The following is a 14,942-nucleotide window of genomic DNA, read 5'->3' on the forward strand; positions in this document are numbered from 1 at the left end:
TCTAAATGAATAACAAAGGATTCAATTGGTTCTTTCCTATTGTAATCATAGCTCTTTTGCTTTTCTTTGGTTCCAACTTCCTTGGCGGAGATACAGCAAAAACTATTGACGAAGATGGTTTCTTTAGAGAAATGCAGGCGGGGAAAGTCCAAAATATTATTATATACAAAGACATAGAGAAAGCTGATGTTTTTCTTACCAAAGAAGCAAAGTCAGCAATGGTTAAAACCGGAAAGGAAAATAATCCTTTTTCAGCTTTAGATATGGCTCCAAAAGCAGATTATTCTGTGAAATATGGAGATCTTCAACTTTTCCTTCAGAAATTTGAACAGATCAAGGCAACGAATCCGGCTATTAAAACAGCTAAAGATTACGGAACAGGAAAAAGCCCTTTCACAGATATTCTTATCTCAGCATTAATCTGGATTGCTATTCTGGGATTATTCTATTTCCTTCTTTTTAGAAAGATGGGTGGCGGCGGAGGCCCTGGCGGACAGATCTTCTCCATCGGAAAATCTAAAGCTAAGCTTTTCGACGAAAAAGAAAGAATTCAGGTAACATTTAAAGATGTTGCAGGGTTAGAAGGTGCTAAAGAAGAAGTACAGGAAGTAGTAGATTTCCTGAAAAATTCTGAAAAATATACAAAATTGGGAGGTAAAATTCCTAAAGGTGTACTATTGGTAGGCCCTCCGGGAACAGGTAAAACCTTATTGGCAAAAGCTGTTGCAGGGGAAGCTAAAGTTCCTTTCTTCTCTCTTTCAGGATCTGATTTTGTGGAAATGTTTGTTGGAGTAGGAGCTTCGAGAGTAAGAGATCTTTTTGCTCAGGCTAAAGCCAAATCTCCGGCGATTATCTTTATCGATGAGATTGATGCTATCGGACGTGCAAGAGGAAAAAATAACTTCTCTGGTGGAAACGACGAAAGAGAAAATACCCTGAACCAGCTTCTTACTGAAATGGATGGTTTCGGAACAGATACGAATGTTATCGTAATGGCTGCAACCAACAGAGCAGATATCCTGGATAAAGCTTTGATGAGAGCAGGACGTTTTGACCGTTCTATCTACGTAGACCTTCCTGAACTTCACGAAAGAAGACAGATCTTTGACGTTCACCTGAAAAAGATCAAGCTTGATGGTGATGTAGACCGAGAATTCCTTGCTAAGCAAACCCCTGGATTCAGTGGAGCGGATATTGCGAACGTTTGTAATGAAGCAGCCCTTATTGCGGCAAGAAATAATCATACTTCAGTAACAAAACAGGACTTCCTTGATGCTGTAGACAGAATTATCGGAGGTCTTGAGAAGAAAAATAAAGCGATCAAACCTTCTGAAAAGAGAAGAGTAGCTTACCACGAAGCAGGTCACGCAACGATTTCATGGTTGGTAGAGCACGCTTCACCACTTTTAAAAGTGACGATCGTTCCAAGAGGACGTTCATTAGGGGCAGCTTGGTATCTTCCGGAAGAAAGACAGCTTACCACTACTGAACAGATGTTGGATGAAATGTGTGCAACTCTAGGAGGTAGAGCGGCTGAGCAGGTGATCTTCAATAATATTTCAACAGGAGCACTTTCTGATCTTGAAACAGTAACGAAGAGAGCACAGGCAATGGTAACGATCTACGGATTAAGCCCGAATATCGGTAACATTTCTTATTATGACAGCTCAGGCCAGTCTGAATATTCATTCGGAAAACCATATTCTGAAGAAACAGCAACTAAGATTGATGCAGAGATCAAATCAATTATCGAAAATCAATACGAAAGAGCGATTAGAATTCTTACAGAAAATAAAGATAAGCTGGATGCTCTTGCCAATAAGCTTTTAGAAAAAGAAGTGATCTTCCGCGAAGACTTAGAGGAAATATTCGGTAAAAGAGCATGGGATCCTGAATTAACAGAGAAACCGGTTACCAATACCATTCCTGAAAAAGATCAGCCGGAAGTATTGGAAACCCCTCAGATTAAAGAAAAAGAAGAGGAAAGCGAAATACAGGCTCCAGAAAGCCCAACACAGCTTTAAAATCCTTTAAAAATTAGAAATATAAAACCTGACAAATTTAAAATTGTCAGGTTTTTTCATATTTAAAGAGATATTTTGGATTCTATTGTAATTTATTTTCTATTTTTGTATAAAGTTGACTAAAAATAGATTAAGTTGAATTTATTCAAGAGGATTGTAAGCAAACTTACCAACCAGCCTGAAGAAGAGGAAAAACAGAGCCTGGAGAAGCTTGGGGATTCGCTGAAAAATGCGGATCTCGACTACAAGTTTGCGCAATTATTTACGCATTCAGGGGGATTTTTTAATTATTGTGCAGATGAAGCGGAGGCTCTACAAACTTTAAATCAAATTATCAAAATAGAAGGTATTAACAACCTTTTCTGTTGGGATAAGGAACTTCAGAATTTTTTAAATGTTGTAAAATCTCCTTACACTTCAGAATTGCAGCCATCCAATGATGCCGCATTCATCACTTGCGAATATCTGATTGCCTATGATGGCAGAATTATGCTTTCACACAATAATATTCTTCATTATCATTCTTCAAGGCTACCCGATAGAATTATCATCATTGCCAATGTTTCACAGATTGTAAACAACCTGAATGATGCTATGGGTAAAATAAAAAGAAACGGAAACATCAAGAACCTTACTTCCATCAGCGGAAGCCAGTCTAAAATGGACAGTTCTTCCAATTCCAATACAAAACTGTTTTTATTGCTGCTTGAAGATTAAGCACCCACTACTAAATTTTAAATTTTGGACAAAAACCTCATTCAAAGAACCATTTCAGGTCTCGTTTATGTAGCCATTATCATTCTTTGTTCGACTCCGCTAGGGGCGCAACTTATCAACAGTGTTTTTCCTGGCCTTATTCAGCAACAATATCTTTATTATGGGTTGATAAGTCTTTTACTGGTTGTAGGAACATGGGAGTGTGTGAAGATTATGAAGTTTGGTAAAGGATATGAAAAATGGGTTGTATATCCATTGGTCATTTTCATATTTTATATTTTTTCCAAAAGATACTTCCATCATGATTTCTTTTTTGATTTCAGATTGAGTGAGATATTAGCTCTTGCCCTTATTGGGATTGCTGTGGTTACTTTATTTAAGTTTCCTAATGAATTATACTTTGACAGCGGGAAATTGATTTTTACGGTCATTTACGTGGCCTTACCGTTCAGTTTTGCATTAGGACTGCCTAAGTTCTCCAGCTATAGTGACAGTTTTTCACTTGAAGTTCTATTTCTTTTTATCCTGATCTGGAGTAGTGATACTTTCGCTTATCTGGTAGGAAAATTCTTCGGAAAACATAAAATGGCTCCTAAAATTTCTCCTAAAAAAACATGGGAAGGCTATATTGGAGGAGTTGTTCTGACGTTGGTGCTGTCTTATTTTGTTGAACACTATCAACCTGAGCTGAGAGGAAACTGGATGTTTGTCGGATTTTTGGTGGCTGCCTTTGCTCCACTGGGAGATTTGGTGGAAAGCCAACTGAAGAGAAACTTCGGGGTAAAAGACAGTGGAAACATTATTCCTGGGCACGGTGGAGTATTAGATAGGCTGGATAGTTTTATTATCTGCGTTCCTGTCGTATATTTGTACTTTATTTTAGAAAAATTTATTTAGTCTCATGAAATTGCATAGAGAATCAAAAGGAACAATTACGGTTGCTACAATACTTTTTCTGGTATTGGGAGCTTTAGCCATCTATTTCCTTAAAATATGGTCTTTGTTGATCATCGCACCTTTATTGGTCATTTACTGTCTTATATTCTGGTTTTTCAGAGTTCCGGACCGTACCATTCTTGACCATAGAGAGAATGTAATAGCTCCGGTAGACGGAAAAGTGGTAATGATCAAAGAAGTGGAAGAAAATGAATTCATTAAAGGAAAGGCCATTCAGGTTTCTATCTTCATGTCTCCATTGAACGTACACATCTGCAGATATCCGGTAAGCGGAAAAGTGATCTATAAAAAATACCATCCGGGTAAATATCTGGTAGCTTGGCATGAAAAGTCATCTACAGAGAATGAAAGAACAACCGTAGCTGTTGAAACTGAAACCAATCATAAAGTAGTTTTCAGACAAATTGCAGGATATGTAGCCAGAAGGATCGTATTCTACTGTAATGAAGGAGATCAGGCTAAAGCCGGGCATGAGTTCGGATTTATTAAATTCGGGTCAAGAATGGACGTATTCCTGCCTTTAGATACAGAAATCATCTGCAAGATCGGAGACATTACCAAAGGAGGTTTAGATGTCATCGCTAAATTGAAAGATTAAGATTTATAAATCATCATACTGAAGACTGTTCTGAAAAGGGCGGTCTTTTTTGTTTCTAAACACAAATGATACAAATAGGTTGAACGGAATATCACTAATAAAAAACCGAGGATATACCCCGGTCCTACTTTGTTATTTATATTGTGTCTGATTCTTTAATTCAGATCAGTCTCAAGCTTTAATATATGGCTTTATTTCGTCTAATAAGCTCAATATAAACTCTACTGGCAAATCCTCTTCAGCATCAATTAAAAGGATCTTAAACTTCTTCCTTCCATCCTGTGTAAGTTCCGGATAATCCAGTTTGTCACCATGATAAAAACTCAGGTAGTGTTTTTTATATTTTTTGCTGTAATAAAAATAGCACAGCATTTTCTTTTTGTATTTGATAAACGGAAGCCCAAAGCTGAAAGTTTCTGTGATATTTTCAGGATCTGAAGCCAGAATGGTTTCCCGTAAAAAAAGAAGAGTACTTCTTTCAGGCTCTTCGATTCTGTAGAAATACTCTTGTATAGGATTCATTTTTTATGATGATTTAAAAATAATTAGTCAAAGTTTTGAAGTTCAACAAGCTTGTTGTACATTCCTTTCTTAGCGATAAGGTCATGGTGGGTTCCCTGTTCTATGATGGTTCCTTTCTCCATAACTACAATCCAGTCTGCTTTTTGGATGGTGGAAAGTCTGTGGGCGATCACGAGGGAAGTTCTGTTCTCCATCATTTTTTCCAAAGCATCCTGTACAAATCTTTCAGACTCTGTATCTAAAGCTGAAGTTGCTTCATCCAGAATCATGATCGGTGGATTTTTCAATACAGCTCTTGCAATGGAAACTCTTTGTTTTTGTCCTCCGGAAAGTTTATTTCCATCATCTCCGATATTGGTATCATAGCCTTCAGAAAGCCCCGTAATGAATGTATCTGCATTTGCAATCTTAGCAGCTGCAATTACTTCTTCTCTGGTGGCATCAGGCTTACCCATCAGAATGTTATTGTAAACGGTATCATTGAATAATACAGATTCCTGGGTTACCATTCCCAGAAGCTGGCGGTATTCCTGTAATTTCAAATGTTTGATATCTACACCATCAATAAGAATTTGTCCTTCAGAAACATCATAGAATCTTGCTAAAAGGTTGGCAATGGTTGTTTTTCCACTTCCACTTTGTCCTACCAAAGCAACGGTTTTTCCTTTAGGAATCGTCAGATCAAAGTTTTTAAGGATCAGATTGGCTTTATCATAATAGAATCCAATATTTTTGAATTCAATATTTCTGTTCAGTGTTGAGATCGAAACCGGCTCTGCAATTTCTTCAATTTTCACATCTGCATCAAGGATTTCCAATACTCTTTTCAAAGAAGCTTCTCCTTTCTGTACATTGGAAATAGAGGTTGATAAACTCTTCGCAGGAGGAAGAATCTGGAAGAACATTCCCAGAAATACAAGGAAGTCCGCAGGGGATATGCTTTGTTCTACAATAATCTGCTTCCCTCCATACCATGCAATAATCAAAAAGGTAATAGAACCTAAGAATTCGCTCATTGGAGATGCCAATTCTTTCTTTTTACCCAAATTGATAGAACTTGAAATCCATTTGTTCATAGATTTCATGAAACGGTTGTCCATAATCTTTTCGGCATTAAATATTTTAATAACCTTTGAAGATTTTAAAGTTTCATCAACAATAGAAAATATGGTTCCCAGTTCATGCTGTGCCTCATGAGAATCTTTCTTAAGACTTTTCCCGATTAATGCAATCATAGTTCCCATAACAGGAAGTACCAGCAGGGAGAAAAGCGTCATTTCAGCACTCAGGAAGAATAAAGTAACCAATGTACTGATTAACATGAAAGGAGCATTGATAAGCTCTATTAAGCTCCCTAAAATATTTCCTTCAACATCACCTACGTCATTAGACATACGGGACATCATATCTCCCTTTCTGCTTTCTGTAAAAAAGGATACCGGTAAAGAAAGTATTTTTCTGTACATGGCTCCACGAAGGTCTTTGGTAACCCCTACACGATAGTTGATGAGTAATAAAGACCCGAAATATCGGAAGGCATTTCTTAAAAAGAACATAAAGGCAGTGACGATACAAAGCCACGCAAGAACAGTTAACGAACCGTGAACACTTACTAAAGTCTGGATATAATAGTTGGAATATTCTTTTATATAAGTGAAGAAATCTAGAAATTCACCGGAGTAAACAGGTGGTGTTTCATACTTTTCAGGTTTAATGGTGCCGAAAAGCATTCCTAAAACCGGTAAAATAGTCCCCAGGGAAGCAATCTGAAATAAAGAATACAGAATATTGAAAAATAAACTTCCGTAGATATATTTTTGATGAGGCTTGGCGAACCTCAGAATTTTTTTATACTCATTCATTCAATGAAAAATTTGGATAGCAAAATTACGTAAAATTAGAAGATAAGACGTTCTTAATCCCGTTTTACTTTAATGGATAAGTTTCAAAATAAAGGTTTTTGTTACAACATGCTGAAATAAAGTGAAAAAGAAGTAAGGAATACTACAGAATCTGAAAGGTAAAAACAGCAGATTTTCAGATAAAATCAAAATAAAACCGCCAAATAGGCGGTTGTTGTATGAAGGTTAAAATTAGTTGAAATTTACCTGGTCGTTATATTGGGGAGCAAAGTTTTTAGGATTTAATTTCTCCAATGTCTTTCCAAAGTTGTTGATGATTTGGGTCATATTATCTACATCCACAATACTGATATCATCATTTACTTGGTGATAGTGAGTAGCTTTAGTCATATCAACCGTTGAAAATGAATGAGCAATGATCTTCTTCTTTACAAAGCTGACGTTATCTGAACGATAAAACAATTGCTGTTCTGCATAGGGATCAGCATTGATTTTTAACCCATTTGCCGCATAGGTATTAAAGAGTTCATCAAGATTTGAAAAACCATCTCCGGTCATATATAAAGCATTTTTTCCCCATTGGGATTCTGTAGCAACCATTTCAAAATTGAAAAGGGCTGTCATATTTTTATATATTTTATCAAGATTTTTATCCTCAGAGATCGCTTTGGAACCAAGCATTCCCTTTTCCTCTCCGTTGAAAGCTATAAAAGCCATGGAAAACTCCGGTTCCTTATCTTTAAAATAATCTGCGATACCAACCAGTGTAGTAATTCCGCTGGCATCATCATCAGCGCCATTATAAATATTATCGCCACTTTTACTGTTTGTACCGATATGATCAAAATGTCCTGAAAAGCCAAGGGTTTTATCAGATTTACCTTTCTTTATACCACAAACATTGTAAGCTGTTTTACCCTTATAGACAAAAGGAACCAGGTAAGAATTTCCTGTACAGTATTTAAGGTTGTTTTCTTTGAAAAGAGTAGCAATATAGTTAGCTGCATTTTCATTTTCTGGAGTTCCGATTTCACGTCCCTTCATTTCATCAGATGCTAAAGTGGAAATAACAGTTTTTACCCTTTCTTTTGAAATTTCCTGTGCAAAAACAGATATAGAGAATAGTGATAAAGTAAGATACGTTAGCTTTTTCATAGTCTTTAATTAAAAGTTATAGGATCTGTCGCCTTTTATATTAAAATGTTGCAGGGAAGTTACATAAATTAATTGAGCTGAGCGGATTACTGTACAGAATAACAAAATACAGATAGGTATAAATAAAAAAACAGCTCCTAAAGGAACTGTTCTTACTCAAAAAATCGTTGTAAGGTTATCGAAGTCTGTCTACAGATTTCACGAGCCTCTCATCTTTACGGATATATACATTTGCAATAAGCAGACATATTACCGCTATTAATGGGAAAATCGGCTCAATACCCTTCTCAGGAAACTGAATTCCTCCGGATAAGCTTAGCAGCCAGTACACCAATACACCAATCAACAAAGCGTTTATAATGATGCTGATTGTATTCAGCAAAATTTGTCTTTTTCTGTTTTTGAAACTAAAAATACTTAATGAGCCAATAATAACAAGGATAATACATCCTATATTAAGTACAGGAATGTTGTCTGAAATCACAACATCCTGTCCTGTTATAAAAAGGAAAACAGCAGCTAAAACTGCTAATAAAGTCCATATAGTTTGTATTCTCTGTAGCATTGAATATTAAATTCTTGGCAAAAATAATATAAATTTTGCACAATTCAAAAATAAGTGTAGATTTGCATTATACAATGTACTTGAAAACCAAAGTCACCGGACTTACTTTTCTTACTCACAATTAATTACATTTTTACATTAAATATGTTTAACATAGAAACGTTAAGGTCAAAATCCGTAACGGAACTGACTAAAATCTTAAAGGATTTGGGCGTTAAAGTTGCAAGAAACAGCAATGAAAATGACAAAATCTTTGCAATTCTTGACTTTCAGGCATCCAATCCTAAAGTAGCAAAAGATTATTTCAACGCCACGGAAATCAGCGCCAATACTGAAGAAGCTCCAGCAGAAAAAACTGCAAAAGCTCCTGTAAAAAAAGCTGCTCCAAAGAAAGCCCAGGCAAAACCTAAGGCAACTGCAAAAGCTCCGGCAGAACCAAAAGTAGAGGAAAAAGTAGAAGAAACAACGCCGGTTGCAGAAGAAATAAAAGCAGAAGAAGCTAAAACTGAAACAGTAGTAGCAACAGCCAACGAAGAAGCATCTGCAGCTAATCCAGCTAAGAAAAAAAGAAAAAGAGTTTCTACCGGTACAGGGAATACAGAAACCTCTCAGGAGAAAACAGAAGCTCCTAAAAACACAGAATCTCAAGAGCCTGCACAGGCGGAAGAAAAGCCTCATAACCCTCAACAACAGCAGGCTAACAGACCTCAAAAAGGACACAACCATCCACAGAACAGTGGAAACCAACATAAAAATCAAAACCAGCACCAGAATCCTAACCAAAATCAGAACAGACATTCTGAAAAGGCTGAGGAACAGCAAGACCATAAGAAGGAATTTAATTTCGACGGAATGGTAAGCATTGAAGGGGTGTTGGAAATTTTACCTGACAATTACGGATTTTTACGTTCTTCAGACTTTAGTTATATCTCTTCTCCTGATGATGTGTATGTTTCTACGGCACAGATCAGAAATTTCGGTTTAAAAACCGGAGATACCGTTAAAGGAATTGTAAGATTGCCGAAAGAAGGTGAAAAATATTTTTCATTATTAAGACCTACAGAAGTTAACGGACGTGATCTTGCATTCATCAAAGACCGTGTTGCTTTTGAATATCTTACTCCGCTTTTCCCTGAAGAAAAATTCAACCTTGCAGGAAGCGGTTCTACCGTGTCTACAAGAATTGTTGATCTATTCGCACCTATTGGTAAGGGACAGAGAGCAATGATTGTTGCACAGCCGAAAACCGGTAAGACCATGTTGCTTAAAGATATTGCTAATTCTATTGCCGCTAACCACCCGGAAGTATATATGATGGTTCTTCTGATTGATGAACGTCCGGAAGAGGTTACTGATATGGAAAGAAGCGTAAATGCAGAAGTAATTGCCTCTACATTTGATGAAGCAGCTGAAAAACACGTAAAAGTGGCTAACCTGGTTTTGGCAAAAGCTCAGAGAATGGTAGAGTGTGGGCATGATGTTGTGATTCTGTTAGACTCTATTACCAGATTGGCAAGAGCTTACAATACGGTAACTCCGGCATCAGGTAAGGTACTTTCCGGAGGGGTAGATGCCAATGCACTTCACAGGCCGAAAAGATTCTTCGGAGCAGCAAGAAAAATTGAAGGTGGAGGATCTCTTACAATTATTGCCACTGCATTAATTGATACAGGTTCTAAGATGGACGAAGTAATCTTTGAAGAATTTAAAGGTACGGGTAATATGGAACTTCAGTTAGACCGAAAAATTGCTAACAGAAGAATTTATCCTGCTATAGATCTTGTAGCATCCAGCACGCGTAGAGACGATCTTCTTTTGGATGAAGTAACTTCACAGAGAATGTGGATTTTAAGAAAATACCTTTCTGAAATGAATCCTGTAGAAGCTATGGAATTTGTAGATAAGAACATTAAAGGAACTCTTAACAATGAGGAATTCCTGATGTCTATGAATAAATAAATTTAATTATTGTTAAATAGAAAGCACGGGTCTTAGGATTCGTGCTTTTTAGTTTACTAATTTGCAAATAAAAAAATATTTAGAAATTTAATTCATTCTAAATCAATATATCAATGTTAAAGATTTATTAAAGTAATCCCCAATCTTTGATAATACCTTAAATATTGGCTAATTTTGAAGTATAACATTAAAAATAAAGATTATGTCATTTGAATTACCAAAATTAGGATATGCATACGATGCATTAGAGCCTACGATCGATGCAAGAACTATGGAAATCCACTATACAAAGCACCATCAGGCGTATATTGACAATTTAAATAAAGCCATTGAAGGAACTGATCTGGCAGGAAAAACTATTGAAGAAATCTGCAAGACAGGAACTGATAAGCCAGCTGTAAGAAACAACGGAGGAGGACACTTCAACCACTCTTTATTCTGGGAAATCTTAACTCCTGGAGGAAGCAAAGAGCCGGTAGGAAATGTAAAAGCTGCTATTGAAAACTATGGTGGTCTTGAAAAATTCAAAACCGATTTCTCTGAAGCTGCTAAAACAAGATTTGGTTCAGGATGGGCTTGGTTAGTAAAAAATGCTGACGGATCTGTATCTGTATCTTCAACTCCAAACCAGGATAACCCATTAATGCCTGTTGCAGACGTTAAAGGAACTCCGGTTTTAGGATTGGATGTTTGGGAGCACGCTTACTACTTAAACTACCAAAACAGAAGACCTGACTATGTTTCTGCATTCTTTGATGTTGTAAACTGGGATAAAGTAGAAGAATTATTCAACAAATAATTTTCATCTATTATAAAAATAAAAGGTTCAGAAATTTCTGAACCTTTTTTTAATGTGAAATGGTAAGATTTATCTTTTTATCATTTTCTGTGTGAACACTTCGTTACCTGAATTTACTTTTATCATGTAAATATTCGATGGTAATGAATGAATATCAACGGCTATTTCTTTTTCATTGTTAAAAGTCTTTTCAAAAACAACTTTACCATTGATGTCATTAACGTGTAATGATCCTGAGCGTACTTTGTCAAGTAATACCATAAATACCCCATTGTTAGGATTCGGTGAAATCTGGATGTTTTTCTGCTGAACTTTTTCTTTAAGCATAGATTTCGTGTTGTTAGGATCTGCATTAAGATCTATATGGTATTCTTTATCTTTTGGTTTAGTGAACTTAGCTGCAGGGCTGGAAATGGTTGTGTTGGTACGCAGATTTTCACAGTACATAAAATCATATGGAGAATTGATGCTGTTTTCAGCATGAACCCCATCATTATTACCTCCCAAGGAATAAACAAGCTCAATAATAAATTTATATTGCCCTGAAGGTGGGTTGGTAAGATCTGCCTGATTGATGGTAAATTCAAATTCATTAGGATTAGGGAAATTAACCGTTGCAGAGGTTGGATACATTGTACTTGTTGCTATATCCAAAAGTGATATCTGAAAGTTTACAATGCTTGCTCCTTGTGGAATGGCATAGTTTCCATTTACCTGTATTGGAAAGCCTGTAGGTGTTTTACACGAGCGGGTCTGATAAGTGAAGTCAACATAAGCCGTGTTCATTTTGCAGATGCTGTTGCTAAGTTCTGCTATTTCTGTGGTTGTTAACGCGAAATTTGTCTTATTAAGATAAAATCTTGGAAGCAGATTATGATCAGGATCGTCATTGTATTGCTCAATAGGCCCGTTATATGAACCTCCTCGGCTTGCAATACTGGCTGCAGCTTCTATATAATATGAATAATCACTTACATGTACCACAATAAATTTTGCATTTCTATCCATTTTAAACTTTGTAAAGGCAACAAAAGCATTATCTTCATGCAATCCATTAGGAGGATTGAAGTTAACCAGATAAGAGCCGCTGCTCAGGTTACCATTGGCTCTTTCAGCATCAGAGAACAAGACAATCACTAATGGTCTATCACGATGTTTATCTAATGTCTTTTGTGGACTCACAATATCAGGGTGAGGATAGTGGTCTAGAGCAGATCCTATTAAGTTAACAGCATCATGAAAATGATCGCCATTCTTTAATCTTCTTGAGAACGTTTGGGCGGTGGCCAGGTCATTCGTGAAATTAGATTCTATATATATTCTTGGAAGAGAAGGAGTCATATCCTTATAGTCTGTTCCATAATGTACTACAGCAACCCGATTATCACGATTACATTTTAAAACCTGTTCCATGAGTTTCATAGTAGAAACTGTCATTTGATTAAAGGCTACATCACTTATAGAGCCACTGTTATCCAGACAGAAAATGATATCACTTCCTGCTTGGGAGTAGAGGGGTTTCCAAGATAATAAAATTGAAAACAGGATAAGTTTAATAGTATTTCTCATATTTCATTGATTTTAGCATTGTTAATTTGAGAATTGATTAAATTCCTTATCCGATAATTCGAGGTTTACAGAGCCAAATGTCTGCAAGATAGAACATGGCATGGCTGAAAAGCATGCAGTGCAAGATGTTTTTTTCATGGTTTTAATTTTGTTTGGGTGAATAGATACTGAAATATCAAAATTCAGTGATATACAAATATATTAAAACCTGAGCGAAATATTAAAATTATTTTATATAATTAAATAATTGTAGTATTTATTTATGTTTTTCTATTAAAAATAATATTTTTATTAACTTATTTCAATTTCATTTGAATGGAATAGGTGAGATTTATCTTCTCGCGTCACTTGCGGACAAGCCATTCATTTTTAAGCCATACTTCCAACTTACATATGCAAATACCTGGTAAAGCTTGTATTCAAACTTTATCCCATAGTTTTCTCTGGGATCATAGTCTATTCCGGACTCTATAATATTCCTGTATTTTCCGGAACTATAATAGCTGTTCCATTCATTGACAAGAAATGTATTCTTTGCTTTAAGAAAAGATTCTGAATATTGACTGATGGGTTTGGCTATGGCATTGAGAAAATAATCAAATTCAGTGTCAATAACCGTTAGGTCCCATTCTCCATCATCATTTTTAGATGGTTTCATTTCATTCTGCTCTTTATCCTTTTTAGAAGGGGTCTGTTGGGAAAGACAGCTGAAAGGAATGAGGGCAATAAATAATATTAGGATAAATTTTTTCATGACTCTGTTATTTATCAAAAAAGCACTCCAATAAGAGTGCCTTTCTGTATTATTTTTTAATATATTCTTTCTGAATGACGGAAACCGCAGGGAAGTGGTCACTATATCCGCCAGTGAATCGGTCACCATCCCAGGAACGTAAAGGATATCCTTTCCATTGTCCTTCTTTGTTTACCAGGTAAGCTGGAGCATAAATTTCAGCTTTAAAAATGGTATAAGTAGGAGTAATTTTTTCAGGAGAATAAAGGTTTCTTGAAACAATAATCTGGTCAAACAAGTTAGGGGCATCTCTGTAAGCAAGAGAAGCAACCCCTGCCTTATATAATTTATACATTAAGTTATAATAAGGAGTTTTGTCTGATAATTCGTTTGGATCACCCACGGCAGCCAGGTGCTTTTTCAAACTTGGGCTTACCGGATCATCATTATAGTCTCCCATGGAGAATAATTTAATACCAGGGTTTTCAGCAGTTACCTTATCCATTTCTTCTTTCAATACAGTGGCTGCGGTATTTCTTTTAGCAAGGGAAATTGCTTCTCCACCTCTTCTGGACGGCCAGTGGTTCATAAAGAGTCCTACCTTTTCTCCATCCAATAATCCGATAGCTACTACAATATCTCTGGTGTATTCTCTTTTTCCATTCTCATCATAGATTTTAATTTCTTTTTTATAAGAATCTAAAACAGAGAATCTTCCTTTCTGATAAATAATAGCTACATCAATTCCTCTTGCATCATAAGAGTTAAAGTGTACAATTCCGTAATTGCTTTTTGCTAAAGCCGGCTGTTTGATAAGGTCTTCAATTACCTGTCTGTTTTCCACCTCAATCAATCCACAGATTGCAGGATTGTCATTGGTATATTGTCTTCCTAATTCGGAAATAACCTTAGCTTCATTAGCCAGTTTTTGGTTATAATATTTTGTTCCCCATCTTTTTGGGCTGTTGGCTGTGAAATCTTCAGATAAGAATTGTTTTCTGATCACTTTCTTACCAATTAATAGATCATCACTCCATTCCCCTTTATAGTCTTCTGTTGTTTCAAGATATTTTAGAGAATCTACGGGAACACTTCTGTGGAATTTAGGGTTGGAACGCGGTAAGGTTCCATCAATATAATCTGCAGAAGGAATAGTGTCCCAAAGGTTTTCAACATTCAGGAATGCGACAGCAGCTCTCTTTACCTGCCTCTGTTGTGAGAAAGCAGAACCAAAGCAAAATAGGGCGGCGATGATTAAATATTTTTTCATATTCTTAGTATATTCAAAAATTAAGGGGGTAAAATTACTAATTTTATATAAGAATAAAGAGTAAAATAATCTGAGGTTAATTTAATAAAAGATTAAGGTTGAGATAGAAAGTATGAAATAAATGCATTATCATTCGATATTTTGATATTGTGAATTGCCGTTTATTATTTATATAATGATAAAAAATATGCGGTTTGTTTGGGATTAAAAAT

At 35.9% G+C, this 14,942-nt stretch carries 13 protein-coding genes; 6 read left to right on the top strand and 7 right to left on the bottom strand.

The genetic code is table 11. The features are described from left to right. Nucleotides 1-5 precede the first annotated feature (5 nt). The 4 genes from ftsH to BBH99_RS08290 all read left to right on the top strand — a co-directional run bounded on the left by ftsH (nt 6) and on the right by BBH99_RS08290 (nt 4,296). Nucleotides 6-2,024 (top strand): ATP-dependent zinc metalloprotease FtsH, encoded by a 2,019-nt coding sequence (ftsH, locus tag BBH99_RS08275; protein ID WP_066694496.1) that lies wholly within the window; start codon nt 6-8, stop codon nt 2,022-2,024. 135 nt (nt 2,025-2,159) lie between these two features. Further along, the gene (locus BBH99_RS08280; RefSeq protein ID WP_066694499.1) at nt 2,160-2,741 is read left to right on the top strand and encodes an LUD domain-containing protein; all 582 of its coding nucleotides are present in this window, start codon (nt 2,160-2,162) and stop codon (nt 2,739-2,741) included. A gap of 24 nt (nt 2,742-2,765) precedes the next feature. Continuing rightward, complete coding sequence (locus BBH99_RS08285; RefSeq protein ID WP_066694504.1) at nt 2,766-3,638, top strand: phosphatidate cytidylyltransferase; 873 nt, start codon at nt 2,766-2,768, stop codon at nt 3,636-3,638. 4 nt (nt 3,639-3,642) lie between these two features. Next, complete coding sequence (locus BBH99_RS08290) at nt 3,643-4,296, top strand: phosphatidylserine decarboxylase family protein (RefSeq protein WP_066694506.1); 654 nt, start codon at nt 3,643-3,645, stop codon at nt 4,294-4,296. Between the two features lie 171 nt (nt 4,297-4,467). On the opposite strand, the gene BBH99_RS08295 is transcribed toward BBH99_RS08290, so the two are convergent. The 4 genes from BBH99_RS08295 to BBH99_RS08310 form a co-directional block, all read right to left on the bottom strand. Further along, complete coding sequence (locus BBH99_RS08295; protein WP_066694508.1) at nt 4,468-4,818, bottom strand: DUF1801 domain-containing protein; 351 nt, start codon at nt 4,816-4,818, stop codon at nt 4,468-4,470. 23 nt (nt 4,819-4,841) lie between these two features. Next, complete coding sequence (locus BBH99_RS08300) at nt 4,842-6,680, bottom strand: ABC transporter ATP-binding protein (RefSeq protein WP_066694510.1); 1,839 nt, start codon at nt 6,678-6,680, stop codon at nt 4,842-4,844. A gap of 231 nt (nt 6,681-6,911) precedes the next feature. Continuing rightward, nucleotides 6,912-7,835, bottom strand: coding sequence for a M28 family peptidase (locus tag BBH99_RS08305; RefSeq protein ID WP_066694517.1), 924 nt, complete (start codon nt 7,833-7,835; stop codon nt 6,912-6,914). 175 nt (nt 7,836-8,010) lie between these two features. After that, a complete protein-coding gene (locus tag BBH99_RS08310; protein ID WP_066694524.1) occupies nt 8,011-8,400 on the bottom strand; it encodes a DUF4293 family protein in 390 nt (129 codons plus the stop codon). A 144-nt stretch (nt 8,401-8,544) separates the two neighbouring features. On the opposite strand from BBH99_RS08310, the gene rho reads away from it, so the two are divergent. Beyond that, on the top strand, nt 8,545-10,359 hold the full coding sequence (gene rho / locus BBH99_RS08315) for a transcription termination factor Rho (protein WP_066694526.1): 1,815 nt from the start codon (nt 8,545-8,547) through the stop codon (nt 10,357-10,359). A gap of 202 nt (nt 10,360-10,561) precedes the next feature. Beyond that, nucleotides 10,562-11,158, top strand: a complete 597-nt coding sequence (locus BBH99_RS08320; RefSeq protein ID WP_066694528.1) for a superoxide dismutase — start codon at nt 10,562-10,564, stop codon at nt 11,156-11,158. A 69-nt stretch (nt 11,159-11,227) separates the two neighbouring features. On the opposite strand, the gene BBH99_RS08325 is transcribed toward BBH99_RS08320, so the two are convergent. From BBH99_RS08325 to BBH99_RS08335, 3 genes are all read right to left on the bottom strand, one after another. Beyond that, entirely contained in the window at nt 11,228-12,727 is a 1,500-nt protein-coding gene (locus BBH99_RS08325; protein ID WP_066694536.1) for a T9SS type A sorting domain-containing protein, read from the bottom strand. Between the two features lie 331 nt (nt 12,728-13,058). After that, on the bottom strand, nt 13,059-13,481 hold the full coding sequence (locus BBH99_RS08330; protein ID WP_066694538.1) for a DUF6146 family protein: 423 nt from the start codon (nt 13,479-13,481) through the stop codon (nt 13,059-13,061). Between the two features lie 49 nt (nt 13,482-13,530). Beyond that, nucleotides 13,531-14,730: an endonuclease/exonuclease/phosphatase family protein gene (locus BBH99_RS08335; protein ID WP_066694541.1), complete on the bottom strand. Its 1,200-nt coding sequence runs from the start codon at nt 14,728-14,730 to the stop codon at nt 13,531-13,533. Nucleotides 14,731-14,942: the final 212 nt, after the last annotated feature.

It is taken from the genome of Chryseobacterium contaminans (assembly GCF_001684955.1).
In the GTDB taxonomy this organism is placed as follows: Bacteria; Bacteroidota; Bacteroidia; order Flavobacteriales; family Weeksellaceae; genus Chryseobacterium; species Chryseobacterium contaminans.